The organism is Thermomonas brevis, from assembly GCF_014395425.1.
GTDB classification, from domain to species: domain Bacteria; phylum Pseudomonadota; class Gammaproteobacteria; order Xanthomonadales; family Xanthomonadaceae; genus Thermomonas; species Thermomonas brevis.
Map to the genome: position 1 here is coordinate 558,159 of NZ_CP060711.1, position 25,683 is coordinate 583,841.

16 protein-coding genes and 1 tRNA gene are annotated in these 25,683 nt (G+C 65.3%); 12 read left to right on the forward strand and 5 right to left on the reverse strand.

The features are described 5' to 3' along the window. Positions 1-3: 3 nt before the first annotated feature. Positions 4-2,991 (reverse strand): TonB-dependent receptor, encoded by a 2,988-nt coding sequence (locus H9L17_RS02575; RefSeq protein WP_246455147.1) that lies wholly within the window; start codon positions 2,989-2,991, stop codon positions 4-6. Positions 2,992-3,216: 225 nt separating this feature from the next. Between H9L17_RS02575 and H9L17_RS02580 the strand changes: the two genes are divergently transcribed. The 5 genes from H9L17_RS02580 to H9L17_RS02600 all read left to right on the forward strand — a co-directional run bounded on the left by H9L17_RS02580 (position 3,217) and on the right by H9L17_RS02600 (position 8,798). Next, positions 3,217-4,644, forward strand: a complete 1,428-nt coding sequence (locus H9L17_RS02580) for a C40 family peptidase (RefSeq protein WP_187570819.1) — start codon at positions 3,217-3,219, stop codon at positions 4,642-4,644. Then, entirely contained in the window at positions 4,644-5,750 is a 1,107-nt protein-coding gene (locus H9L17_RS02585; protein WP_187570820.1) for a dipeptide epimerase, read from the forward strand. Before H9L17_RS02580 ends, H9L17_RS02585 begins: the two co-directional genes overlap by 1 nt. 8 nt (positions 5,751-5,758) lie before the next feature. Further along, positions 5,759-6,604, forward strand: coding sequence for a MurR/RpiR family transcriptional regulator (locus H9L17_RS02590; protein ID WP_187570821.1), 846 nt, complete (start codon positions 5,759-5,761; stop codon positions 6,602-6,604). Positions 6,605-6,774: 170 nt separating this feature from the next. Further along, complete coding sequence (locus H9L17_RS02595; protein WP_246455148.1) at positions 6,775-7,563, forward strand: L,D-transpeptidase family protein; 789 nt, start codon at positions 6,775-6,777, stop codon at positions 7,561-7,563. Continuing rightward, positions 7,560-8,798: a dicarboxylate/amino acid:cation symporter gene (locus H9L17_RS02600; RefSeq protein ID WP_187570823.1), complete on the forward strand. Its 1,239-nt coding sequence runs from the start codon at positions 7,560-7,562 to the stop codon at positions 8,796-8,798. The genes H9L17_RS02595 and H9L17_RS02600 overlap by 4 nt, the downstream gene beginning before the upstream one ends. 45 nt (positions 8,799-8,843) lie before the next feature. On the opposite strand, the gene H9L17_RS02605 is transcribed toward H9L17_RS02600, so the two are convergent. Beyond that, the gene (locus H9L17_RS02605; protein WP_187570824.1) at positions 8,844-9,953 is read right to left on the reverse strand and encodes a sterol desaturase family protein; all 1,110 of its coding nucleotides are present in this window, start codon (positions 9,951-9,953) and stop codon (positions 8,844-8,846) included. Between the two features lie 404 nt (positions 9,954-10,357). Here H9L17_RS02605 and thrA point away from each other — a divergent pair, with 404 nt between their 5' ends. The 4 genes from thrA (at position 10,358) to H9L17_RS02625 (ending at position 15,609) form a co-directional block, all read left to right on the forward strand. Beyond that, the gene (gene thrA, locus H9L17_RS02610; RefSeq protein ID WP_187570825.1) at positions 10,358-12,844 is read left to right on the forward strand and encodes a bifunctional aspartate kinase/homoserine dehydrogenase I; all 2,487 of its coding nucleotides are present in this window, start codon (positions 10,358-10,360) and stop codon (positions 12,842-12,844) included. Next, entirely contained in the window at positions 12,841-13,773 is a 933-nt protein-coding gene (locus H9L17_RS02615; protein WP_187570826.1) for a homoserine kinase, read from the forward strand. Before thrA ends, H9L17_RS02615 begins: the two co-directional genes overlap by 4 nt. Continuing rightward, on the forward strand, positions 13,770-15,059 hold the full coding sequence (gene thrC, locus H9L17_RS02620; protein WP_187570827.1) for a threonine synthase: 1,290 nt from the start codon (positions 13,770-13,772) through the stop codon (positions 15,057-15,059). Before H9L17_RS02615 ends, thrC begins: the two co-directional genes overlap by 4 nt. Positions 15,060-15,132: 73 nt before the next feature. Next, positions 15,133-15,609 carry a nucleoside deaminase gene (locus tag H9L17_RS02625; RefSeq protein ID WP_187570828.1) on the forward strand — a complete coding sequence of 159 codons (477 nt, stop codon included), beginning with the start codon at positions 15,133-15,135 and terminating at the stop codon, positions 15,607-15,609. A gap of 756 nt (positions 15,610-16,365) precedes the next feature. Here H9L17_RS02625 and H9L17_RS02630 read toward each other — a convergent pair. Continuing rightward, a complete protein-coding gene (locus H9L17_RS02630; protein ID WP_484600459.1) occupies positions 16,366-17,802 on the reverse strand; it encodes an RHS repeat domain-containing protein in 1,437 nt (478 codons plus the stop codon). 176 nt (positions 17,803-17,978) lie between these two features. On the opposite strand from H9L17_RS02630, the gene H9L17_RS02635 reads away from it, so the two are divergent. After that, the gene (locus tag H9L17_RS02635; protein ID WP_187570830.1) at positions 17,979-18,353 is read left to right on the forward strand and encodes a hypothetical protein; all 375 of its coding nucleotides are present in this window, start codon (positions 17,979-17,981) and stop codon (positions 18,351-18,353) included. An 87-nt stretch (positions 18,354-18,440) separates the two neighbouring features. Here the strand turns inward: H9L17_RS02635 and H9L17_RS02640 are convergent, their stop codons facing one another. Both H9L17_RS02640 and H9L17_RS02645 read right to left on the reverse strand, forming a co-directional pair. Further along, positions 18,441-22,865 (reverse strand): RHS repeat domain-containing protein, encoded by a 4,425-nt coding sequence (locus H9L17_RS02640; RefSeq protein WP_187570831.1) that lies wholly within the window; start codon positions 22,863-22,865, stop codon positions 18,441-18,443. Between the two features lie 273 nt (positions 22,866-23,138). Further along, positions 23,139-25,034 (reverse strand): hypothetical protein, encoded by a 1,896-nt coding sequence (locus H9L17_RS02645; RefSeq protein WP_187570832.1) that lies wholly within the window; start codon positions 25,032-25,034, stop codon positions 23,139-23,141. Positions 25,035-25,178: 144 nt separating this feature from the next. Here H9L17_RS02645 and H9L17_RS02650 point away from each other — a divergent pair, with 144 nt between their 5' ends. Next, a complete protein-coding gene (locus tag H9L17_RS02650) occupies positions 25,179-25,322 on the forward strand; it encodes a hypothetical protein (protein ID WP_187570833.1) in 144 nt (47 codons plus the stop codon). Between the two features lie 208 nt (positions 25,323-25,530). Beyond that, positions 25,531-25,607, forward strand: a tRNA-Arg gene (locus H9L17_RS02655). The last annotated feature ends 76 nt before the right edge of the window (positions 25,608-25,683 follow it).

Genomic DNA, 25,683 nt, shown 5'->3' on the forward strand with positions numbered 1-25,683 from the left:
AGATCAGAAGTTGTAGGTCATGACCAGTTGCATGTAGCGAGGAGACTGCCAACGCGTGCCTTCTCCGAAGAATGGGCGCTTGACGCCACGGGCGGCTTCGTAACGGGAATGGACGTTGACTACTTCCTGGTTGTTGAGCAGGTTGTAGACCGAGAAGCGGACCTTCAGATCCACGTCCGGCACCGGCAGCGTCCAAGTGACGTTCGCACCGACGTCGTAAGTCCACGGCAGCCTGCCGAACGCGCCGCGCGGGGAATACTTCATGACCCAGTCGGCGGGATTGCTGGACGAGCAGTTCTGTTCGCACAGCCAGAACGAACCGCCACCGCCGTATTCGTTGGACGGGCTACCCGCACTGCGGCCATCGTTCGGCCAATAGGTGCCGAAGCCGGTGATCGGACCGCCCGACACCGCCGTGACAGTACCGCCGAACGACCACATGTCGTTGAGCTTGTAGGCGCCGCGCAGCTTGATCTGGTGCCTGTGGTCGTTGAACAGCGGGCCGTAGTCTTGGTTGTTGGCCGGATGGTCGAAGTTCTGGGTGAGGCCGGTATCCGCATATCCGGTATCCGAGTTCACCGGTCCTTCGAAATTGCCCTCGCTCTTCGACCACAGATAGCTGGCGTTGAACGACCACTTGCCATCCCACGCGCGGTCGATCTGGAACTCCACCGCCTTGTAGGTACGCCTGGGCTTGGAATATCCCATCACTACACCCGTAGTGCTGGCCTTGTAGCCGTCCTTCGAGGTATCGATGGTGATGTAGCTATCGGTGTCTTCGCACCACAGCGTTACCTTTTCGCCCGGATTCACGTACGGCCAATCGCCGGAGATACAGCCGTAGGAGTTGATGTTCACATCGTCGACGGTGCGGCCCATGCGGCGGTAGGTCGCGTTCACGCCCCAAGACCATTCCCGGTTCAAAGCTTTCTGGAATCCCAGAATGGCTTCATCCTGGAATGGAGCCTTGATGTTCTTCGCCACCGCTTCGCGGAAGTCTTCCTTCGGCAGTACGTTCTGCGAATCGTCCACCGAGCCGATCTGCGCGCCCAGGATCGGGGCGAGGTAAGACTCGCCCGTTTCGGGATTCTTCTGCTCGCTCCACCCATTCAACACGTAGAACTTGTGTTCGTCGATGGTGCCGCCACCGAAATAGTCGGTCACCTTGTTGGTCACGGGCAGGTAATAGCGGCCCAGGTTACCGAACAGCTTGGTGCTGCCGTCGCCCTTCATGTCGTAGCTGAAGCCGAAGCGCGGCGCCAGCATGTTGTCGATCTTGATGAAGGTCTTGCCGAAGATCTTGTTGTCGAACTGATCCAAACGCAGGCCCGCGGTCAACAGGAACCGATCGGTGACGTTCCAGACATCCTCCAGATAAAACGCCTGGGTAAGTCCTTCGGTCAGGGCGCCGGTGGCGTAATGGCGCGCATCGACGACGTCGGTGACGCCAGCCGGAACAAGCGCGCCGTTGCTCAGTTCATCACCGGGCTTCATCACCGTGGCTGAGTACGCCCAGCCATCGCCCGGATTGAACAGGGAGTTGTCGCTGGTCACCTTTTCATGATCGAAGCCGAAGCGCAGCAGGTGATCGCCCAGCGTCCATTCGAAGTCCAGGCGGGCCGCTTCGCGCTTGTCGTAGCGGCTGTACGGACGCGCATTGGTCGGATGGCAACCGACAGGCAAGCTCGGCTCACCGTATTTATCGTCGTATTCCCCGGACCGGGTGACGATGCTGCATGCCCCGTCCAGTTCTGAACCGCCGGTGGCGCTGAGCTTGTTGATGCCGTACAGCGCCTTGGCGGTGAAGTTGTCGCCGAAGTGGCCGGTATAGGTCAGCGACCAGCTCTCGCCGCCCGAACCGTTCAAGCCCTCGCCGTTCTGGTTCCCCAGCACATCGGCATCCCAGTTGTACTGGTATTGCTTCGTGGAAGATTCCGCCTCGTCGGAAAAGGCCAGGAACTCCAGCAAGTGATCGTCAGCGATCTGCCAATCGAGTTTCGTGCCCCAGAACCCGTTGTCGGCGCGCCCCTTGGTGGCGCTCGACGTGCCGTAACTGTTGGATCTGGAATCGCGCTGTTCGTACATCGCGAAGAAGAACAGCTTGTCCTTCAGGATTGGCCCGCTGGCCCAGATGTTGGATTTGTACCAGCTGGAATTGTCCCGGCTGTAGACCTCATGCAGGCTCCCGTTCTTGTGGTAGCGATCCTTGCCCCGCTCCTGCCAGGCCGCCGGCTCGAACGTCAATTCGAGCCCTCCATGGAACTCGTTGCCGCCGGAACGGGTGACGGCATTGATCACGCCGCCGGTACTGCGCCCGAACTCCACCGAGTAGCCGCCGGTCTTGACCTGGAACTCCTGGTAGAACGCAAACGGCACCGTGGAGTTGCCGCGGCGGAAGAACGGATCGGTCACGTTCAGGCCATTGATGTAGACGACGTTCTCCGCCACCGACGAACCGCCGAACGACAGGCCGCCGAACGTGGCGCCGGAATTGACCACGCCCGGCGCAAGCAGGGCCACCGACGACAAGCTCTGGTCCACCGGCATCCGCGAGATTTCCTCGCGGGTGACATTCGTCGCCGTCTCCGTCGAATACACGTCGACGCGATTCACCACTCGCGAGCCCACCACCTGCACCGCATCGAGGTTGGTCAGGTTGCCTTCGTTGCCGAGGTTGACCGTGGTGGTGCCGCCCAGCGACACGTTCACCGCCAGCGGTTGGCCAACGTCCTGGCCTCCGCGCTTGAGCTGCAGGCTGTAGTCGCCGACCGGCAGCTGGCTCAGGCGGTAGGTGCCATCGCCGGCCACCGTCACCGTGCGGCTGGCACCGGTCGCGTTGTTCACCAGCACGACTTGGTCGCCGGCACTGGCACGCCCCGCCACGCCGCCCGTCGCGCTCTGCGCGAACGCGGGCGACACCGCCAGCGAAGACAGGCAGACGCCCATGGCGATACTGAGTACGGACTTGCGCATGTTGCGGGTGCTGCTCATAACCTCTCCCCGGTCGCTGATCGATGTTGTGGTTGTGGTGCCGCCGCGCGGGAATCCCGCCCCTTCGTCCGACATCGGCACTGGCTGTGCTGGCTGTGTAACACGCGGGAAAGGTGTGGTCAATAATTTATTCTTGGCGTATAACAATCTCGAATCACATATTCCGCAGTGCACAATAGACGCCGCTGCCGGCCCGCCGGCGGGCGACCTTCCGAAGGAGACGGAATGACACCCTCGCGATTCCTGCGTCCCGCATTTCCGGCCGCGCGCGTGCTGGTCTTGGCGCTGGCCCTGGCCGCCCTGCCCGGCATGGCGCGCACCCCGCCGTCGGCCACGTTGGCGGTCCCGGCAAGCGGCGTCATCGGCGTCGAGGACGCCCAGCTGTCGGCGGATTTCTGGATCGCCCGCGCATCGACGCCGGACGCGCCGCTGATGACGCGCGACGCCATCGACGCCCGCAACGCACGCCTGCTGCGCGAAGACGCGTCGATGCACGACCTCGCCGCGCTGCCGGCGACGCTGACGCGCACGCAGGTCGCCGGCTGGATCGAAGACCTCGCATCAGAGCCCGCAAAACCGCTGTGGGACGAAGCCGGCAAGCCGGTGCCGAAGGCGACGCTCGACGCCATCGTCGCCAACCGCGCGCTGGCCGCGATTCCCGAAAGCCAAGCCACCCGCTTCGGCATGGCGGTGGAGCGCGCGGCGCTGCGCGCGATGCCGTCGTCGCTGCGCGTCTTCAGCAGCGACGACGATGGCGACATCGACCGCTTCCAGGAAAGCGCGCTGTTCCCGGGCGATGCGGTCGCCATCGCGCACGCCAGCGCCGACGGCCGTTGGCTGTTCGTGGTCAGCGCGCGCTACGCCGCATGGGTGGAGGCGAAGGCCATCGCCGAAGGTCGCCGCGACACCGTGCTGGCTTATGCGCAACGCACGCCGTACCGCGTGATCACCGGCGCCAAGCCGCGCACCGTGTTCACGCGCGAAGAGCCGCGCCTGTCCGAACTGCAGCTGGACATGGGCACGCGCGTGCCGCTGGCGGACGCCGCGCTGGACAAGCCGGTCAACGGCCAGCATCCCTACAGCGCGTGGATCCTCGACCTGCCGGTACGCAACGCCGACGGCTCGCTCGCCTTCGCGCTCGCGCTGTTGCAGAAGAACGCCGACAGCGCGGCGGACTATTTGCCGCTGACCCGCGCCAACATCCTGCGCCAGGCGTTCAAGTTCCTCGGCGAACGCTACGGCTGGGGCCATTCGTACAACGGCCGCGACTGCAGCGGCTTCGTCTCCGACGTCTACCGCAGCATGGGCGTGCAGATGCCGCGCAACACCGGCGACCAGGCGGTCAGCCCGGTGTTCGCGCGCACCGGCTTCGAGCCGGGCGACACGCGCGACAAGCGCATGGCGGCGGTCAAGGCGATGCAGGTCGGCGACCTGATCTACATCCCCGGCCACGTGATGATGTACATCGGCGACATCGACGGCATGCCCTACGTGATCCACGACACCAACGGCGGCAGCTATCTCGACAAGGACGGCGCGATGCGTTCGATGCACCTCAACGGCGTCTCGGTCACGCCGCTGCTGCCGCTGCGCTTCGGCAAGGACCACGACTACGTGGACCGCATCACCAACATCGTGCGGGTGGCCCAATAATGAAGATCACCGACATCCGCTTCGGCATGCTGCGCGTGCCGCTGAAGACGCCGTTCAAGACCGCGCTGCGCAGCGTGGAGCAGGTCGAGGACGTGGTGGTGATGGTGCACACCGACAGCGGCCGCGTCGGCTACGGCAGCGCACCCGCCACCGCGGTCATCACCGGCGACACCCACGGCTCCATCGTCGAGGCGGTGCGCCAGTACATCGCGCCGCGGCTGATGGGCCAGGAGATCGCCAACCTCAACCACCTCACCCACTTGGTGCAGGGCGCGATGGAGAAGAACACCAGCGCCAAGGCGGCGGTGGAGATCGCCCTCTACGACCTGTGGGGCCAGCTCTACGGCGCGCCGCTGTACAAGCTGCTGGGCGGAGGCGACCCGGCCATCACCACCGACATCACCATCAGCGTGGACTACATCGACAAGATGGTGGCCGATTCGCTGGCGGCGGTGGAGCGCGGCTTCGAATCGCTGAAGATCAAGGTGGGCAAGGACATCGGCCTCGACATCGAGCGCACCAAGGCGATCCATGCGGCGGTCGAAGGCCGCGCGCTGCTGCGCCTGGACGCCAACCAGGGCTGGACGGCGAAGCAGGCGGTGTACGCGCTGCAAACGCTGGAAGACGCGGGCGTCAAGCTCGAACTGGTCGAGCAGCCGGTGAAGGCGCACGACCTCGCCGGCCTGCGCTACGTCACCGAGCGCGTGCACACGCCGGTAATGGCCGACGAGAGCGTGTTCGGCCCGCGCGAGGTGGTGGAGCTGATCCGCATGCGCGCCGCCGACATCGTCAACATCAAGCTGATGAAGACCGGCGGCATCTCCAATGCAGTGAAGATCGCCGACATTTGCAGCCTGTACGGGATCGACTGCATGATCGGCTGCATGCTGGAATCCAGTATTGGTGTCGCCGCCGCCGTGCACCTGGCGGTGGCGAAGTCGGACGTGATCAGCAAGGTGGACCTGGACGGGCCGTCGCTGTGTCGCTTCGACCCGGTCGCCAGCGGCGTGAACTTCAACGAATCGGAGATCAGCGTGACCGACGCACCCGGGCTTGGCATCCGCAGCATCGAGGGCCTCGCGCCCGCGAACGATCTGGCCGCCTGAGGCGCGCGATGACGGCGCTGGTCAAGCTGCGCTCCGAACGCGACCGGATGTCGGCGATCGAGCGCCGCATCGCCGACTTCATCGTCGAGAACGCGCAGCTGCTGCGCGACTACTCCTCGCAGCAGCTCGCCAACGCGCTGGGCATCAGCCAGTCCAGCGTGGTCAAGTTCTGCCAGAAGCTGGGCTTCAAGGGCTACCCCGACCTGAAGCTGGCGATCAACGAGGCGGTGATCCGCGCCGACAGCAACGGCGGCACGCTGCCGTCGCCGGAGGACGTGCCCGCCGCCACCGCGCAGGGCTACGGCCTGTGGCTGCGCAAGTCGGAGGCCGAGGAAGCCACCCGCCTGATCAACCCGCCAGGCACGCTGACCGCGGTGGCGGAGGCGATCGGCCGCGCCGGCACGGTGTTCATCATCGGCCTGGGCGAGGACGACCTGCACGCGCGCGCGCTGGCGCTGCGGCTGGCCCAGCTCGGCATCCTCACCGTGCACAACTTCGACGCCGCGCACATGACCGCCAGCCTGTCCGCGGCCAAGCCGGACGACGTACTGCTGGCGTTCTCCGAACACGGCCTGCAGCCGGCGCTGTGCCAGCTGGCGCGGCACATGCGCAGCCAGCGCGGCACGGTGGTGACCATCACCCGCCACAGCGCGAATGCGCTGCGCGCGCTGGCCGACCTGGCGCTGCTGGTGTCCGCGCACGACGAGCGCACGCACATCGAACCCCTGCTCTACCACTCGGCGCTGCAGCATCTGCTGGATCGCCTGTTCATCCGCCTGTTCGACGCCGACGGCGGCCGCCGCGCGCGCCTGCAACAGACGCTGGAGCGCATCCAGCCGCTGCTGGAGCCGTAAAGCCCCCTCCCTTTCGCCGCAGCGAAGGGGAGGGTTGGGGAGGGGTGCTTTTTCGCGGCTGACTGCAAAAACACCCCCTCCCAACCTCCCCCTTGCGCTACGCGCAAAGGGGAGGAGTAAGTCACCGCGACTTGATGCATCCTTGCCACCTTGTTCCCGGAACCCGCCCCATGCCTCTCCGCCGGATCGCCGCCCTGCTGCTCGCGCTGCCGCTCGCCGCCTGCGCCCATCGCACCGCCCTGCCTTCTGCCGACGCCGAGCATTGGGCGAAGGCGCAGCAGCTGGTGCTGGTCACCTCCGCCGACTGGAACGCCACCGGCGGCGAACTGCGCCGCTTCGAGCGCGAGGGCGACGGCTGGAAGCAGGTCGGCGACGCGATGCCGGTGACGCTGGGCCGCAACGGCAGCGGCTGGGGCCTCGGCCTCAACCCGCAGCGCGGCGACGGCCCGGTCAAGCGCGAGGGCGACGGCAAGGCGCCGGCCGGCGTGTTCGCCATCGGCACTGCGTTCGGTTACGCGGACCGCGCGAAGACCGGCCTGCGCTACCAGGCGATGACCGCCAACGACTGGTGCATCGACGTCCCGGCATCGAACTACTACAACAAGATCATCGACCGCAGCACGGTGAAGGCGCCCTACCTCGACCGGTCCAGCGAGCCGATGCGCCGCGACCTTCATGCCGACGGCGACCAGCGCTACCGCGAGGGCTTCGTGATCGAGCACAACGCCGACGGCGCGGCGCGCCAGGGCGGCAGCTGCATCTTCGCCCACCTGTGGAAAGCCCCCGGCGAAACCACGGCCGGCTGCACCGCGATGGCGCCGGACAGCATGGACGCGCTGCTGGCGTGGCTGGACGCGCGCCGCAAGCCGGTGTTCGTGCTGCTGCCGAACGCCCAATACGCCGCGCTGAAACACGACTGGAAGCTGCCGGAGATCGCCGGCTCGGAGAGCAGCCCGTGAGCCAGACTGCGCGCGTCCTCACCGGCCTCGTCGCCGGCATCGTCCTCGGCATCCTGCTGGCGTGGCAGGCGCCCGACCTCGGCCTGCGCATCGCCGCCATCGTCGAGCCGTTCGGCAAGCTCTGGCTCAACGCGCTGCAGATGACCGTGGTGCCATTGGTATTCGCGCTGGTGGTGGTCGGCATCAACCAGGCCAGCGACGCCGCGCATTCCGGACGCGTCGCGCAGCAGGCAATCGTCAGCTTCGTGATCCTGCTCGCCGCCGCCGCCGCGATGACCGCTGTGCTGGCGCCACTGGCGCTGTCGATGCTGCAGCCCGATCCCGCCGTCGCCGCCGCGCTGCGCGGCCACGCGCAGGACATCGCCACGCCGTCCGGCGGCTGGGCCGACGCATTGATCGCCATCGTGCCCAGCAATCCGTTCGCCGCCGCCGCCGCGTCGGCGATGCTGCCGCTGGTGACCTTCGCGCTGTTCTTCGGCTTCGCCCTGACCCGCCTCGCGCCGGAGCCGCGCGCGCAGGTGGTCGGCCTGCTCAAGGCGGTCAGCGACGCGATGATCGTGATCGTGCACTGGGTGCTGTGGGCCGCGCCGGTCGGCATCTTCGCGCTGGTGCTGGCGCTGACCGCGCGCGCCGGCCTGGGCATGCTGCAGGCGCTGGGCATCTACATCCTGCTGGAGTGCGCGCTGTACGTGCTGGCGGTGGTGCTGCTGGTCGCCGTGGCGGTGACCGTCGGCAAGCGCCGGTTCCGCCACTTCATGGCCGGGCTGGTACCGGTGCAGGCGGTAGCGGCCAGCACGCAGTCCTCGCTGGCGACGCTGCCGGCGATGCTGGACAGCGCGCAGAACCGGCTCGACATCCCCGCCCGCGTGTCCGGGCTGGTGTTGCCGATGGCGGTCTCGCTGTTCCGCATCACCTCGCCGATCCAGTACATCGCCACCGCCTGCTTCGTCGCTTGGGCGCTGGGCGTGGACCTGACCGCCGCGCAGCTGGCCACCGGCGTGGCGCTGTCGGTGCTGGTCAGCATGGGCTCGGTGGGTCTGCCCGGGCAGGCCATCTTCCTCGCCACCAACCTGCCGGTCACCTCGGCGATGGGTTTGCCGATCGCCCCGCTGCCGGTGCTGATGGCGGTGGACGCGATCCCCGACGTGCTCGCTACGGTCGGCAACGTCACCGGCGACATGACCGCGACGGCGGTGGTGGCGGCGCGCAGCGAAGGAAGCCCGGACGCGAGCTGATCTCCGGTTCCGCAGCCGCAGGAAAGATCGTCCGCGTCTGCCGCGTCAGTCCACGTAATCGTCGAACTTGCGCCCGCCCTGGAAGGGCATCAGATGCTGCCGGACGATGCCGTTGGGCACGGTCTCCAGCTTCATCACCCCGTATTCCCGCGGCCACTGGTCCTGGTTGCGCGGCAGCTTGAACGTGCCCATCAGCATGTCCACCAGCGGCAGGTGGATCGCGTAATTGACGTCGACGTACTCCTGCTGCCGCGCGTGATGCCAGTGGTGGTAGCGCGGCAGCACCAGCAGGTATTCCAGCCAGCCGAAGCGGATACCGAGGTTGGCGTGCGCCACCACCGCCTGCAGACCGACCAGGATCACGTAGGCGTTCACCGCCGAGGCCGAGAAGCCCAGCACCAGCAGCGGCAGCAGCACCGCACTGCGGGTCATCACGATCTCGATGAAGTGGATGCGCGAACCGGCCAGCCAGTCCATGTGCCGGCTGGAATGATGCACGGCATGGAAGCGCCACAGCCACGGAATGTTGTGATACACGCGGTGCAACAGCGCCTGCGCCATGTCGGCCACGAACACCGCGATCAGGAACTGCGCCCACACCGGCAGTGACTGGATCGCCGTCTTCAGCGACGGAAACGCGGCCAGCCCGGCGATGCTGGAGGTGGAGGCGGTGACCAGGATCAGGATGAACTGCACCAGCACGTGGCTCATGAAGAAATAGGCCACGTCGGTGCGCCAGCCCGGCCGCAGCGGCGACAGCTCGCGCTTGCCGAGATAGCGCTCCAGCGGCACGAACACCAGCGCCGAGAAGAACAGCGACAGCACGAACCAGTCCAGTCCCAGCGAATACGGCGTTTTCCCGATGGCGTCGAACTGCACGTTGGTGCCGCCGAACAGCACCGCCAGCGTCGCGCCGCCGACGCCGAGCATGGCGACGCGCTTGTTGCGGCCGCGCAGGATCGCGACCGTGCCCATGACGAACGCCGCCGCCAGCCCCACCAGCAGCAGATGGCGCGCGAACTGTTCGTTGTAGACGGCGCGGAACTCGCGGCTGGTCAGCAATTCCGGAAAGTGGAAGCAGGCCACTGCCATCAGGCTCAACAGCCCCAGCAAGGCGGAAGCGTAGGCAAGGAAGGAACGGCGCGAACGGGCCATGCGTGGACTTCCCCTGTCGAGACGCCGGGATTCTGCCCGCGCGCGGCGAACGGCGACAAGCTCGCGGCCCCATGCGAGTGGCGATGCGGATCAGCCCGGCCAGATCGCAAGCCCCGGTCCGCCCGCGGGCTTTGGTAACGGCTAACCTCCCATCGCTACAGGCATGCCATACAGGCCGACAGCGCTTCGTTCCACCCGCAACCACCGCTTGACAAGTTTCGCCGCAGTGCAGCAGAGTCGGCCCATGTCCCGCCGCATGACCACCACCACGACCATTACCACCGGTACCCCGCCGGTGCGGTCGGTCATGCCTGGATAACCCATCCCAGACAACGGCCCCCGCAGCGAAGAGGCGGGGCGCGAATCCCGACTCCACGCGACGCGGGGCTTCCACCGGAGGCTCCATGGATTCGTCGCAGTCCGCACCACCCAAGCTTCTTCGCCGCGCGCACAAGTTCGGCGGCAGCTCGCTGGCCGACGCCGGACGCATCCGCCACGTCGCCGGCCTGCTGCTGGCCGACGATGCGTCGAACCAGATCGCGGTGTCCTCCGCGATGCACGGCACCACCAATGCGCTGGTCGCGCTGGGCGATGCCGCGACCGCCGGCGGCGAATGGAAGGACGCGCTGGAAACCCTGTGCCAGCGCCATCGGGAAACGGCGCGCGCACTGCTGGAGCAGCCCGACGCGCTGCTGGCGAAGATCGATGCGCTCTGCGGCGAACTGGCCGACCTGCTGCAAGCCACGTCGCTGTTGCGCCAGCCGGGGCGCACCGCGCTGGAACGCATCCACGGCATGGGCGAGGTGCTTTCGACCTCGCTGCTGCATGCGCACCTGGTCGAACGCGGCGGCGACTACGCCCTGCTCGACGCGCGCGAAGTGCTGGTCGTGCGCCATACCGATCTCGGCGCGGTGGTCGACTGGGAGCAAAGCGCGCGCAACCTCGCCGACTGGCGCGCGCGCCATCCGCAGTCGCGCGCCAACGTCACCGGCTTCGTCGCCCGCGACGAGCGCGGCCTGCCGACCACGCTGGGCCGCAACGGCAGCGACTACTCCGCCGCGATCTTCGCCAGCCTGTTCGAGGCCGACGAACTGCATATCTGGAGCGACGTCGATGGCGTACTCTCCGCCGACCCGCGGCTGGTGCCGGAAGCGGTGCCGCTGGCCGCGATGAGCTACCGCGAAGCCTGCGAGCTAGCCTATTTCGGCGCCAAGGTGATCCATCCGCAGACGATGACGCCCGCGATCGCGCGCGGCCTGCCGATCCTGATGCGCAACACCTTCCGTCCCGAGTTCCCCGGCACCCGCATCGATGCCGACGGCGACCGCGCCGCCGCCGGCCCGGTGAAGGGGCTGACGCTGGGCGGCCACCTCGCGCTGGTGTGCCTGGAAGGCGCGGGCCTGATCGGCGTCCCCGGCACCGCCGAGCGCGTGTTCGCCGCGTTGCACGCCGCGCACATCTCGGTGGTGATGATCTCGCAGGGCTCGTCCGAACACTCGATCTGCTGTGTCGTCCACGAACGCGAAGCCGCCGCCGCGCGCGACGCGCTGCGCGACGCCTTCGCCCGCGAGCTGGCCGGCGCGCAGGTGCAGGGCGTGACCATGCAGGCCGGCATCAGCGTGCTGGCCGCGGTAGGCGACGGCATGGCCGGCACGCCGGGCGTGGCCGCACGGATGTTCGACGCGCTGGCCCGCGCCCGCGTCAACATCCGCGCGATCGCACAGGGCGCGTCGGAGCGCAACATTTCGGTGGCGATCGATTCCGCCGATGCCGCGCGTGCGCTGCGCGCCGTGCACGCCGCGTTCTGGCTGTCGCCGCAGACGATCGCGTTGGCGGTGATCGGCCCCGGCAAGGTCGGCAGCGCCCTGCTCGACCAGTTGCAGGCCGCGCTGCCGCGCCTGCGCTCTCAGCACAACATCGACCTGCGCCTGCGCGCGCTGGCGACCCGCAACCAGCTGTGGCTGTGCGAACACGGCGGCGACGCCGACTGGCGCGCGCGCATGCAGGGCACGCCGTCCGAGGCCAGCCTCGACACGCTGGCCACGCACCTGCTGGACACGCATCTTCCCCACGCCGTCGTCATCGATTGCAGCGCCAGCGACAGCGTGGCGCAGCGCTACTCGGAGTGGCTGGCCGCCGGCATCCACGTCATCACGCCGAACAAGCAGGCCGGCGCGGGGCCGCTGGAACGCTTCGAGGCCATCCGCGCGGCGCGGGCGAAAAGCGGCGCGCGCTTCCGCTACGAGGCCACGGTGGGCGCGGGCCTGCCGGTGATTTCCACCCTGCGCGATCTGCTGGACACCGGCGACGAACTGCTCGCCATCGAAGGCATCTTCTCCGGCACGCTGGCCTGGCTGTTCAACAAGTTCGACGGCGAAAAACCCTTTTCCGAATTGGTGCGTGAGGCGCACGCACTGGGCTATACCGAACCCGACCCGCGCGACGATCTCTCCGGCACCGACGTGGCGCGCAAGCTGGTGATCCTCGCCCGCGAATCCGGCATGCCGCTGTCGCTGGGCAACGTCGCTGTGGAAAGCCTCGTCCCCGAAACCCTGCGCGGCGCCGACCGCGACACCTTCATGGCCGGGCTGGAATTGCTGGATGCGCCGATGCTGGCACGACTGGAAGCCGCACGTGCCAAGGGCTGCGCGCTTCGATATGTCGCGCGGTTGGAACGCGATGGCAAAGCGTCCGTTGCGCTGCGCGAACTTCCCGCCGACCATGCCTTCGCCCATTTGCGACTGACGGACAACTGCGTGTCGTTCACCACCCGCCGCTATTGCGACAACCCGCTGGTCGTGCAAGGCCCCGGCGCGGGCCCGGAAGTGACCGCCGCCGGCGTGTTCTCCGATCTGCTGCGGCTGGCCGCCGCGCTGGGGGCGAAGCTGTGAGCGCCGCGCGACGCGAAGCGCGCGCCTTCGCGCCGGGATCGGTGGGCAACGTCGGCGTCGGTTTCGACGTGCTCGGCCACAGCATCGCCGGTATCGGCGACATCGCCACCGTGCGCCGCATCGACGAACCGACGGTGCGGATCAACGCGATCCGCGGCACCGTCACCGACCTGCCGCTGGAAGCAGAACGCAATACCGCCGGCGGCGCGCTGATCGCGCTGCGCGAAGCGCTGGCGCTGTCGTTCGGCTTCGAGCTGGAACTGGACAAGGGCATCCCGCTCGGTTCCGGATTGGGCGGCTCGGCGGCGTCCTGCGTGGCCGCGCTGGTGGCGGCAAATGCGCTGCTCGATGCGCCGCTGTCTCCGCATGCGCTGTATCCGCACGCCTTGGCCGGCGAAGCCGTCGCCAGCGGTGGCCGACACGGCGACAACGTCGGCCCGATGCTGCTGGGCGGACTGGTGCTGGCAACGGCCGACCGCTTGACGAAGATCGACGTGCCCGCCGGATGGCACGCAGCCGTGGTGCATCCGCACGCGGTGCTGGAAACCCGCCGCGCCCGCGAGGCATTGGCCGGCGCGTATGCACTGAAGGAGTTCGTCGCGCAAAGCGCCAATCTCGCGCAGGTGCTGTTGGGCTGCGAGCGTGGCGATGCCTCGCTGGTGCGCGCCGGCCTGTCCGACGTGCTGGTGGAGCCGCGCCGCGCGCCGCTGATCGCCGGCTTCGCCGAAGTGAAACAGGCGGCATTGGACAGCGGCGCGATGGGCGCCAGCATTTCCGGCGCCGGCCCCAGCGTCTTCGCCTGGTGCGAGGACGAAGCCACCGCACGGCGCGCGGGTGCGTCGATGGCAGCGGCGTTTGCCAACGCCGGCTTCGCCAGCGACCTGCATCTCACGCCCATCAACGGCACCGCCGCCGAGGTGCTGGCATGAACGCGATCAGCACGCGCGGGCAGGCACCCGCCGTTTCGATTGCCGATGCGATTGCCGCCGGCCTCGCGCCGGACGGCGGGTTGTACATGCCCGAGACTTGGCCATCGTTCACGCCCGCACAGTTCGACGGCGCGGACACGCTGACCGAGGTCGCCACCCGTTTCCTCGCGCCGTTCTTCGCCGGCGGCGCGCTGGAATCCGCCCTGCCCGGCATCTGCCGCGACGCGCTCGCCATCGACCCGCCGCTCGCGGGTTTCGGCAAGCCGGACGACTTCCTGCTGGAGCTGTTCCACGGCCCCACCGCCGCGTTCAAGGACTACGGCGCGGCCTTCCTCGCCGGCTGCTTGGCTGCGCTGCCGCGCGGCGACAAGCCGCTGACAATCGTGGTCGCCACCTCTGGCGACACCGGCGCGGCGGTGGCCGCCGCCTTCCACGGCCTGCCGGGTTTCCGCGTCGCCATCCTCTATCCCGATGGCCGCGTCTCGCCGCGACAAGCGCACCAGCTCGGCTGCTTCGGCGACAACATCCGCGCGTTCCGCGTCGCCGGCAGCTTCGACGACTGCCAGCGCCTCGCCAAGACCCTGCTGGCCGACGCCGGCTATCGCGCCGAAGTCCCGCTGGGTTCCGCCAACAGCATCAGCCTGGGCCGGCTGCTGCCGCAGGCCGCCTACTACGCCTATGCCGCGCTGACGCACTGGCGCGCAACGGGACGACCACTGAACTTCGTCGTGCCCACCGGCAATCTCGGCAACGCGCTGGCCTGCCTGCTGGCGAAGCGGATGGGCCTGCCAATCGGCGAACTGGTGCTGGCGAGCAACGCCAACACCGTGCTGCCGGACTTCTTCGCCGGCGGCGACTACGCGCCGCAGCCCAGCATCGCCACGCTGGCGAACGCGATGGACGTGGGCGCGCCCAGCAACTTCGAGCGCCTGTGCTTCCTGTACCCGGACGCCGGCGAACTGCGCGCGACGCTGCGCGCCGAAGCGGTAAGCGACGAGCAGATCCGCGCCGCCATCGTCCGCACCCGCGAAGCGCGCGGCCACGTGGTCTGCCCGCACACCGCCTGCGCCGCCGAAGTGCTGGACCGCCTGCGCGCGCGCGGCGAGCAAGGCGACTGGGCCGCCGTCGCCACCGCCCACCCGGCCAAGTTCCCGGAAGTGGTGGAGCCGCTGCTGGGCGACCCCGTCCCGCCACCGCCCGCGCTGGCGGCGATGCTGGCCCGGCCCAGCACCGCCGAACCGCTGGCGGACGATGCCGATGCGCTGCGGGAGCGGCTGCGCGATTGACCCCACTCCGCACGCCGGCTTCATCGTCTCCGCATGCGAACATCCCGGTCACGGACGCACCGGAGACGACGCCATGAACGCCAACCAGCGCTTCCTCCACGAAGCGATCGACCTCGCCCGCGACAACCTGCGCAACGGCGGCCGGCCGTTCGGCGCGGTGGTGGTGAAGGACGGCGCCGTGATCGCCCGCGGCGTCAACGAGATCCTCGCCACCCGCGACCCGACCTCGCACGCCGAACTCAACGCCCTGCGCGCGGCCAGCCGTGCCCTCGGCACGCCGAACCTGGCCGGCTGCGCCGTGTACGCCAGCGGCCAGCCCTGCCCGATGTGCATGGCCGCGATGCGGATGGCCGGCATCGCCCAAGTCCGTTATGCCTGGTCCAACGACGATGCCGAACCGTACGGCTTGTCCACCGCCGCCATTTACGCCGACTTGGCGAAGCCTTTCATGGAACAGGTGATGGACATCCGCCACGAGCCCAGCGGTATAGAACCGGATCTGTATGCGGCCTGGAAAGGATTGCAGAGCGATTCGCCAACGCAACCATGACGAATGGAAACGGCTTCGATTGACCGTCGCCAAGCTAGCAAGCCGGATAAAGCCGTCATGCCCGCATGTCGCAGCTCAAGGAGACGCCGCACTGCCCTTCAGGATGTTGGTCGGGCGCGCATGGACATCGAAACAGTACGGGGTCCGCTGCATCCTGTCGCCACCTGCCAGGTGAAGGCGCGCCCCTGCTGGGTCGTCACCCGCTTCCATACCGGCGTATGCCGACTGCTCAGGTAATTGTCCGAGCGGGTCTGGGTGCTGGTTCGGATTCGGGTTAGGGTACCGTATCGGGAGCCGCATAGCTGTGTCGGGTGCCCGCAAGCAACAAGGCCCGCAACACGAGTTGCGGGCCTTGTGCTTATTGAGGATCAGGAAAGTCGACTCTGACCCGGGTTTTCAGATCGCGTAGCAGCTTGAACGTATCCAGGCGCTGCCCGCCGCCGAGCAACGGACCGGGCTATCTGGATGCCGTGCTCGCTGCGCATCAGTAGCCGAACGCCACAACACCGCAAACAATAAGGCCCGCATCGCGGGCCTTGCGTTATGCGCGTGGGCTAATTGTCCCCGTTACCGCAAATTATCTAGGGAAGACCAATTCCCCTGACAAATTCCGCACATGGATCTCTTCTGCAGCGACTGCCAATGCATCTTCCACATCAACTGCCCTCACAAACCCAGCCCGCAGTAATGCATCAATGACAAAGCTCGCAAGCCCTTCACTTGTTAGTCCCTCGTCCTTCTCTGACTGAACCATCATCATTGACTCTCCTGCAAGAACTTAAATTCCCTCGCGCCGAACCCCTTCCAAGCGCTACCCATCAGATCGATTGTGGGCGGTTGACTACCTCGCGTAGATGATTCACGGAAGCCTACCAACGCATTTTCACCGACCCTTACAAGGGTTCCCGGGTAAGTGGAGTTCTTCACGACTTCCCCGCCGCGCGTGGCCTGGCTAAAGGTCGCCTTTGCCTCTGCCATACCCCCTTCAATTAGGCGTATGGCATTACTCGTCCCCGCTCGGCCAAGTAGTTGCCCCTCGGGCTTAAGCACATTGGCAGCCTGCCCCATCAAACCGTTAGAGCCAGACACTCCGCTCACACCCGCCGCGCCAGCAGCCATCTCGCCACCTAGCATCAGCTTGCCGTAGTTCGATCCAGCCCAGACCATCGCTCTCGCATACAAGGGCTCTGCTAGTGGCCCACCTAGCATCGCCGCCGTGACCAAGATTGCTGGTTTCTCGAAGGGCGCATAAACCCTCAAGTTCCCAGCTTCGGCATCCCGCTTGAACTGGTCACCAAATCGATCTGCCGCCGATTGCCGCCCATCAGGATCGGTGAACTTGTAGGGATTGTTATTGGCATAGACATACCGCCCGAAGAACCGCATGTCACCGGTGCTGTAAGCAGTGACCGGATCCACCGAGAGGAAGCACCCGCACTGCGGATCGTAATAGCGCTGCTGCATGTAAGTCAGCCCGCTCGCGCTGTCCATCACATGCCCCGTGTACCCCGCCCGGTCGTCGTTCGCCCGGTTCACCAGCTTCCCGTACGGCTCGTACTCGCTCCGCTCGATCGGCGTGCCCGCACTGTTCGTCTTCGCGATCGGACTCCCCAGCGCGTCCGTATGGAAGTAGCTGAATGTCACCGTGTCCGTCCCGATCGGCCGGCTGATCTCCGACAGCAGGCTCCCCGCGAAGTACACGTTGTTGATCCGCTTGCCCGCCGGCTCGTCCCGCTGCCACACCAGCCGGCCGTCCTTCGCGTAATAGCTGTACTTCAGCTGGCTTCCCGCACTGTCCTGCCGCACCCGCCGACCGTCCGCGTCGTAGCGGTAGGTCAGCCCCGCCGTGCTTCTGAGGCGGTTGCCGTAGTCGAACGCGTAGGCCGTGCCGTTCTTCCCCGACAGGTTGCCCTGCACGTCGTACGCCAGCGTGATCGCCGCCGGGCTGCTCGCGCAGTTCGTCCCGTTGCGCACGAAGTCCAGCCGGTTCGTCGTCGTGTTGTAGCAATAGGTGTGGTCGCGCGGCAGGTTGCCGCCATCGATCCACACCCGCGTCAGGTTGTCCGCAGTGTCGTAGCGGTACGCCACCGTCCCGAACATCGGCGAGGACGCCCCGGTCAGCCGGTCCAGACCGTCGTAGCCCAGGGTCCGGCTTTGCCGGGCATTGCTCGTGTAGGCGACACCCGCAGAAATATCTTGGGAAAAGAACGGTCGATGGCCTCAACGCCAACGACACAAAGAGCAGTAAACCTGATTGAACTACAAGATTCTCTATCAGAAAGTGAGCCTGATTCCGTTAGTTTCCGGCAACGAACGACCCTCATGGATCATTCGTAGCCAGAAAAATCGACTCTGATCCAAATTCCCCCTTGACCAAAGTGCAGGATATCGGCCTCTCGACTGATCTCAACCCATTTTACGCGGGCTTAGCTGAGGCGAACAAAAGAATCCAAGTTGTCACAAGAAATGCTATTGAGCCAAGAATAACCGATACGGCAATTAATTCAGGCCTTCTACTTGCAATGCCTTTTTTTGAATCAAATCTATTGAGTAGGCGATCATGGGAGCCGCCAGAAGCAAAACTTTTATTAACCACAAGAAACACCAATACCGCAACGCCAACAGAAAAAATTTTCACTCCAGGAAAGGCAAAGCTGCGCACATCAAAAACTAAAGCCACTAATGATAAAGCGCCCCCACCAACAATCATCAAAAATAAAGACATCATGATAGATGCCGAATAATGATTCGAATATGAACGACCATACAGGCGTTCGCTAAGCTTATAAAAGCAACAGTAAAGAACACTCAACTTGCCCATAAATTTCCAATCAGCAATTTCCCGAGAGACTGCACATCCCATTTGTCATTGGCTCTACTGTGTATTGACTCACTGCTGGGATTTGCACTCCGAAAGAAGCCAAGCCATACACGCCTGCCCCAAACATTCCGACTGGCCCACCCATCGCGCCAGCAACACCCCAGCCAAGATCCACTCCTGCTTTTGTGACTCCATAGCCATCGCCATTCATCGCGGCCTGAGTGCCATCGACTATTGATATGGTTGCACTTACCGCGAACAGCGCCTGTCCAGCACGCGCGAACTGTTTTGCATCCCGTAAAACGGCACTACGCGCACCAGTCCACCTATTTCCCTGCCAACTTAGGCTGTTCATTTTCCCATTTGCGCCACGCCACATACCATTTGAAACAAGCCACTGTTCTTTGAGCCCAAAGAAATTGCCAAGTGAGTCGGCCAATGTCTTAACTGTTGAGGTAACGGGCGAAGCTGTTACAACGACGGGTTCCAGCGTTTTAGGTTCTGGTGGTGGTGGTGGCGGAACGTAGTCCTCGTGATACTCCTCACTGCTACTGCCAGGACGTGACTGCCTCCCATCTGGGTCTTTGAACTTATAAGGGTTATTCGAGGCATACCAGTAGCGACTGAACGCCCCAATCGGGTTGCTATACGCCGTCACCGGATCAACGGAGAGGAAGCATCCGCACACTGGATCGTAATAGCGCTGCTGCATGTAAGTCAGCCCGCTGGCGCTGTCCATCACATGCCCCGTGTACCCCGCCCGGTCGTCGTTCGCCCGGTTCACCAGCTTCCCGTACGGCTCGTACTCGCTCGTCTCGATCGGCGTGCCCGCACCGTTCGTCTTCGCGATCGGACTCCCCAGCGCATCCGTGTGGAAGTAGCTGAACGTCACCGTGTCCGTCCCGATCGGCCGGCTGATCTCCGACAGCAGGCTCCCCGCGAAGTACACGTTGTTGATCCGCTTGCCCGCCGGCTCGTCCCGCTGCCACACCAGCCGGCCGTCCTTCGCGTAATAGCTGTACTTCAGCTGGCTTCCCGCACTGTCCTGCCGCACCCGCCGACCGTCCGCGTCGTAGCGGTAGGTCAGCCCCGCCGTGCTTCTGAGGCGGTTGCCGTAGTCGAACGCGTAGGCCGTGCCGTTCTTCCCCGACAGGTTGCCCTGCACGTCGTACGCCAGCGTGATCGCCGCCGGGCTGCTCGCGCAGTTCGTCCCGTTGCGCACGAAGTCCAGCCGGTTCGTCGTCGTGTTGTAGCAATAGGTATGGTCGCGCGGCAGGTTGCCGCCATCGATCCACACCCGCGTCAGGTTGTCCGCAGTGTCGTAGCGGTAGGCCACCGTCCCGAACATCGGCGAGGACGCCCCGGTCAGCCGGTCCAGGCCGTCGTAGCCCAGGGTCCTGCTCTGCCGGGCACTGCCGGTATAGTCGGTGACGCTGGCCACGTTGCCGTTCGCATCGAACGCCGTCGCCAGGTCCAGCACCGTGCCGTCCGTGCTGCGGCCGGGCAGTTGCCGGGCGTTCTGCGTCATCGTGTGGATGATGCCGTTGCCGTAGGTGAACTGCTTCAGCGCCCCGTTCGGGTAGTAGCTGGCGTTGCTGGCCAGCGGCGTCGCCGCGCCGCCGTTCACGCTGGCGGTCAGCCCCGTCGCCTGACCGAAGGCATTGACGGTGTAGTTCACCGTCACGCTGCCCGGGTCGGTCTCGCTGACGAGTTGGCCCAAGCTGTTGTAGCCGTAGCCGATGCTCCATGCCGTTTGCAGCGTATCCGGGATCTGGCTTTCCCCAGCCAGCAAGCGGCGCTTGTTGTAGCTATAGCCGTTGCTGACCGTGTTGCCGCCGTTGCTGGTCGTCACCGTGCTGGGCAGGCCATCATTGGTGTACGTCCGGCTCTGGTTGCCGTTGCCGTCCGGGAACGTCAGCGTGCTCAGACGGTTGCGGGCGTCGTAGCTGCGGTAGACGGTTCGGGTGTTGGAGGCCCCGCAGGCCGTGCTCGCGGGCAGGCCCGACGCCGACGAGGCCAGGTTGCCGGCCGCGTCGTAGCTGTACAGGGTGGCGCCTGTCTCCGGCTCCACGCTAAGGCACAGCTCCTGGTTAGCGTTGTAGCTGTAGCTGCGGGTGATGCCGCCGCGGGCCAGGCTCAACGGCTTGCCGAATACGTCACGCGCGATCGTGGTACTCGCGCCGTTCGGGGCGTTGATCGTCAGCGGCCAGTCGGTGGTCGGCTGGTCGTACGCCAGGTAGCTGCTGACCGTCTGGAAGCCGCGCGGGTTGGTCACCCGGATGCGGAAGCCATCCAGGTACTCGGTGGTCGTGGTCAGCGGCCCCAGCTCGCTGTCCTGACTCGCGGATGTCACCCGGCCCAGCGGGTCGTAGAACGTCCACACGCCTGTGCTCGGACTGCTCGATGTCGAAGGATAGGACTGGAAGTCCACCCGGCCATTGGCATCGTAAGTCGTCCTGGTGAAGCGCTCCGTACCCGACACGTTACCGGCGTCGTACTCGCGCACCAGCAGCGGGCGCCACAGGCCGTCGTAGTAGGTGATCTTGACCGCGTTGCCGGTGGCCTCCGTCAGCCGCCAGTGGCCGGCGGGGATCCCGTATTCCGCGCTCGCGACCGGGACGAAACTGCGGGCGGTGTTGGCCCATTTGGAGGTGTTGCAGACGTTGTCCTGCGTCTCCGACGGATATGTGATCCCCGACAGGCGCCCCATCGCGTCGTAGCTGTAGCAGGTCTTGGCGGCCACCTCGTTGGTCACCGACTCGATCCAGCCGGCATTGTTGACCACCGCCGTTTGCGACTTCCCGTCCGCGTACTGGATCGTCTGCGGGATGCCGCGCTTCCAGTTCGAGAACGTGGTCGTGTTGTTGCGGCCGTCCTTCACTGTCGCCAATGTGCCGTCGGCATAGTAGGTCATCGACGATTGCGGCTTGCCGAACGCAGAGGTCGCCGTCGGCAACGCAGTGGCTGGATCGTACGAAGTCGCGGATTGCACCAAGCCGGTAGCCACATCGGTTACCGACGCCACTTGGCCCAGCACCCACTTCGCGGTGTCATCGTAGTAGGTGATCACCTCCGTCTTGCTGAAGCTACCCGAGCTCAGCGGCAACGGCGTCGCTGTCGGCGAGTCTGAGGCCGGGGGCGGAACCGGCGGATTAGCGACGGTAATGGCCGCGCTGCCGGAGTCGGTGGCGGCACCGGCATTATCCACCGCCCGTGCGTAAATGTTGTGGCTGCCGGCCGTGCTTGTCCAGTTCAGGCTGTAGGGCGACGAGGTGTCCTGTCCGATCTTGCTGCCGTCGACGTAGAACTCCACCCGCGCGATGCTGCCGTCGCTATCCGAAGCGTTGGCCGATAGCGTCACCGTGTCGCCGGTAATGAAGCTCTGACTCGTAGTCGGACTGGTTAACGTGATGCTAGGCGCCACATTCGCATTGGCCACCGTGATGCTGGCTGTGCTGGAGTTGGTGGCCGCGCCCGCGTTGTCCACCGCACGTGCATAGACGCTGTGGCTGCCCGCCGTGCTCGTCCAGCTCAGGCTGTAGGGCGACGAGGTATCCTGCCCGATCTTGCTGCCGTCGACGTAGAACTCCACCCGCGCGATGCTGCCGTCGCTGTCCGAAGCGTTGGCCGATAGCGTCACCGCAGTACCGGTGGTGAAGCTTTGGCCGTTGGCGGGACTGCTCAGGCTGACCGTGGGCGGCACGTTCGGCGTGGTGACGGTAATGCTGGCCGTGCCAGAATTGGTGGCCGCGCCGGCATTGTCCACCGCACGTGCATAGACGCTGTGGCTGCCCGCCGTGCTCGTCCAGCTCAGGCTGTAGGGCGACGAGGTATCCTGCCCGATCTTGCTGCCGTCGACGTAGAACTCCACCCGCGCGATGCTGCCGTCGCTGTCCGAAGCGTTGGCCGATAGCGTCACCGCAGTACCGGTGGTGAAGCTTTGGCCGTTGGCGGGACTGCTCAGGCTGACCGTGGGCGGCACGTTCGGCGTGGTGACGGTAATGCTGGCCGTGCCAGAATTGGTGGCCGCGCCGGCATTGTCCACCGCACGTGCATAGACGCTGTGGCTGCCCGCCGTGCTCGTCCAGCTCAGGCTGTAGGGCGACGAGGTATCCTGCCCGATCTTGCTGCCGTCGACGTAGAACTCCACCCGCGCGATGCTGCCGTCGCTGTCCGAAGCGTTGGCCGATAGCGTCACCGCAGTACCGGTGGTGAAGCTTTGGCCGCTGCTTGGGCTGGTCAGGCCCACCGAGGGCGGCACGTTTGCCGGCGCGCTGATTGTGAGGGTCTGCGAGGTGGAAGCAGTGCCTCCGTAATCGTTGCTAGCCTCGGCGCGGAAGGTATAACTGCCTGCGGAGAGGTTGCTAAGCACGGCTTGCAAATAATCGCCAGGCATCGCGTCAAGCAACACATTATCTTTATAGACTTCGACCAAGACGACAGGATACTGCCCGCTCCCTACTCCCGTGGCCTCCACGGTGATCGACGCGGGCGCCACAAAGCTTGGACTGCTGGTGGGCAAAATCGTCAGGGTTACACTAGGCTTTGGTGGCGGTGCCCGCTGGACGCCCCCTGGCGCTTTGTCTTGGGCATGGGCCACAGCAAAGCCACAGATCAACAAGAAAAATGTAGTCGCGTTGCGGATGCACGCCATCCACGCCGCCGTGCGAACCTCTCCCCTGAGCCCCATTTCTCTTCCTTTCCCTGGTTATGGCGATGCGGCACTGTTCTTCACGACCCTGATTGGTCGCGCATAGGCATCGAAACATGGCGCTGTTCCGATTTGCCCGCACGCAAACGGCACTTCCCACATGAAGCTTCTGCCTTGCTGCATGGTGACGGTCCGCCGCACAGGCGCCCACTGGCCCGAAGTCTGCGAATTCTGCCGTGTCTGCTGATCGTTGCCGATGCTCACCGGCCATGGGTAAGGATTGTTTGTCCAGTCGGCCATGGACACAGCCGCATAGGTGTAGTCTTTGGATCGCAACAATTGTCCGGAGGATGTGTAGTCCTCTTCCCGCAGCAACTTGTTCTCCGTTTCATCAAACCTGTTGCTGAAGATGGAGCGACGCCGACTGCCATCCGGACTGGTCACGTCCGTCCACACAGTCCCGGCGCAACTGGTGGGCGTGGGGCAGTTCTGCAGCCAACTGGACGTCGGCGGCGCGTAGGTGTAGGTCCAAGTCGTAGTCGTCAGCCCGGAACCGCTGAGCGTGCGGCTGGTGACTGCGAAGGCGTACCAGTCCTTAGGGTATTTCATGATGCCGCTGTCGGGGATATTGGGGTTCGCGTTGAAGCAGTCCTTTGGTACGTACGAACGTCCAAACATCCGCCGCGTAACGCGGATCACAAGCGTGGCCCCTGAGGGCGAGATGATCGTCTGATCGACATATTCGCCGTTGGGCACGGTGTCGTATGGGCACGTCGGTACCGTCTCGACTTGCGCAACACTCATGGCGCTGGCTACCTGCCAATGCAGGGAGTATTGCCACGTAGAGCCATCTGGCCGGGTGACGGTCAGTTGCTGCTGGGATTCCCCCAGACTCGTGGTGTAGGCGTAGCTCCAGGTCTTTGCCGTGGCGCCGGCACCCACCGTCACGATCGTGCTGCCGGCACTGGGATAGGCAATGCTCACGTGGCGACCATCGCTGGCATCGATGCTGTCCAGCTTGCCCGCCGTGTAGTGGTAGGTCACCCAGTTGCCGAAGCGATCCTCGATCCTGGTCACCAGCATGGCCGCATAACGACGGCTAAGGAAATCGAAGTCGGCGACAATGTTCGGGGTCGGAATGGTGGGGCCGGATGCCTTGTTGGGGGAATCGTTGGTGCGCAACGACGAGCTGCTTCCCGCCCACTCACCGAACAATGGCTTCTGAAGTTCATCCGCGTCTGTGTAAACCAGGTAATTGAACCAGTATTTGGTGCCATCGGGTGCCAATGCGAGGAACGCTTCACCGGGCTCGCCATTACTTGTGGCCGGCAGGCAGCCCAGCAACCAGTTGCTAGAAGTCATCAGCAACAAGTCCGGCCGCACCGTTGTGTTGGCACGCGTCATCACAGGCTGGTCGCTACCGCCATCGTCGACCAGGTGATAGCCATTCCACCACTCATATGCTTCCCAGCCACGGGCCGCGTCGGTCGGGAACGAGATCCTGCCGGGTGCCGAGAACCGGGTACAGCGGGCATTCTTCTCTGTCGCATTGGCGCCGACCACTTGCCAGTCGACTGGGCTGTACGGGCTGACGCCGCCGGTACTTGAGGTGATGGTGCGGATACGGGGGATTTCCAATTCCCATCCACCGAAGCCGTTGCCCGATGTCTCGTGGAAATACTGACCCAAGCCATCGGGATTGAAGATACGCGTAAGCCGGATCGTCGGCCCTGTTCCCGGCAACTCGATGTCTGTGATACGTAGCGACAACCTGCCATCGCGCAGATTCACCTGGTCGCCGAAATCGGCGAAGGCATCAATCGTATTGGAGCGCCCCACGTATTTGGCATATTCCTGTGGCTGAGTGATCTCGCCTGCCATGGCGCCGACACCACAAAAGAACAGCAATGCCGCCCCGAAGCCGCGCGCTCGCGCGGCATGTACCACTGCCATGTGATTCCCCTCCACCTTTACACCCCTAACGCCGAAGCGGTCCCTGTACATGCTTCTACGACAAACCAATAACAACTGCAATCGCCCTTACGAAAATGCGAATACCAAGCTAAGCAAACTATCTGGCTTGCTCGATCTGGCCAATTGCCCCTGACACGTTTGCTTGCCCTCTATGCACAGATCCGCACCACCATCGTTCGCACCCGAGACGCCCGCGACCACGTGGTCTACCCGCACACCGCCTGCGCCGCCGAAGTGCTGGATCGCGTGCGCGAACACGGCGAGTAAGGCGACTGGGCCGCCGCCGCCCGCACTGGCGGCGATGCTGGCCCGACCCAGCGCTGCCGAGGCGCTGGCAGACGATGCCGATGCACTGCGGGGCACCTTACAGACTGCTCAATAGCAACGGGCAATTACAATGAATATGCTCGACGGATCGCAATTCCAACCGACGGATTGGCTGCTTCTCCTGACAACTGCAATAATGGAGAGTCATGGCCCCGTAGCTCAGCTGGATAGAGCGTCCCCCTCCTAAGGGGAAGGTCGCCCGTTCGAATCGGGCCGGGGTCGCCAGGGCAGGCATCCGTGGAGAGGACGCGCGCGTGGGGATTTCCCGCCGCCGCTCGTCCTTTCACTCGTTCCCAGCCCG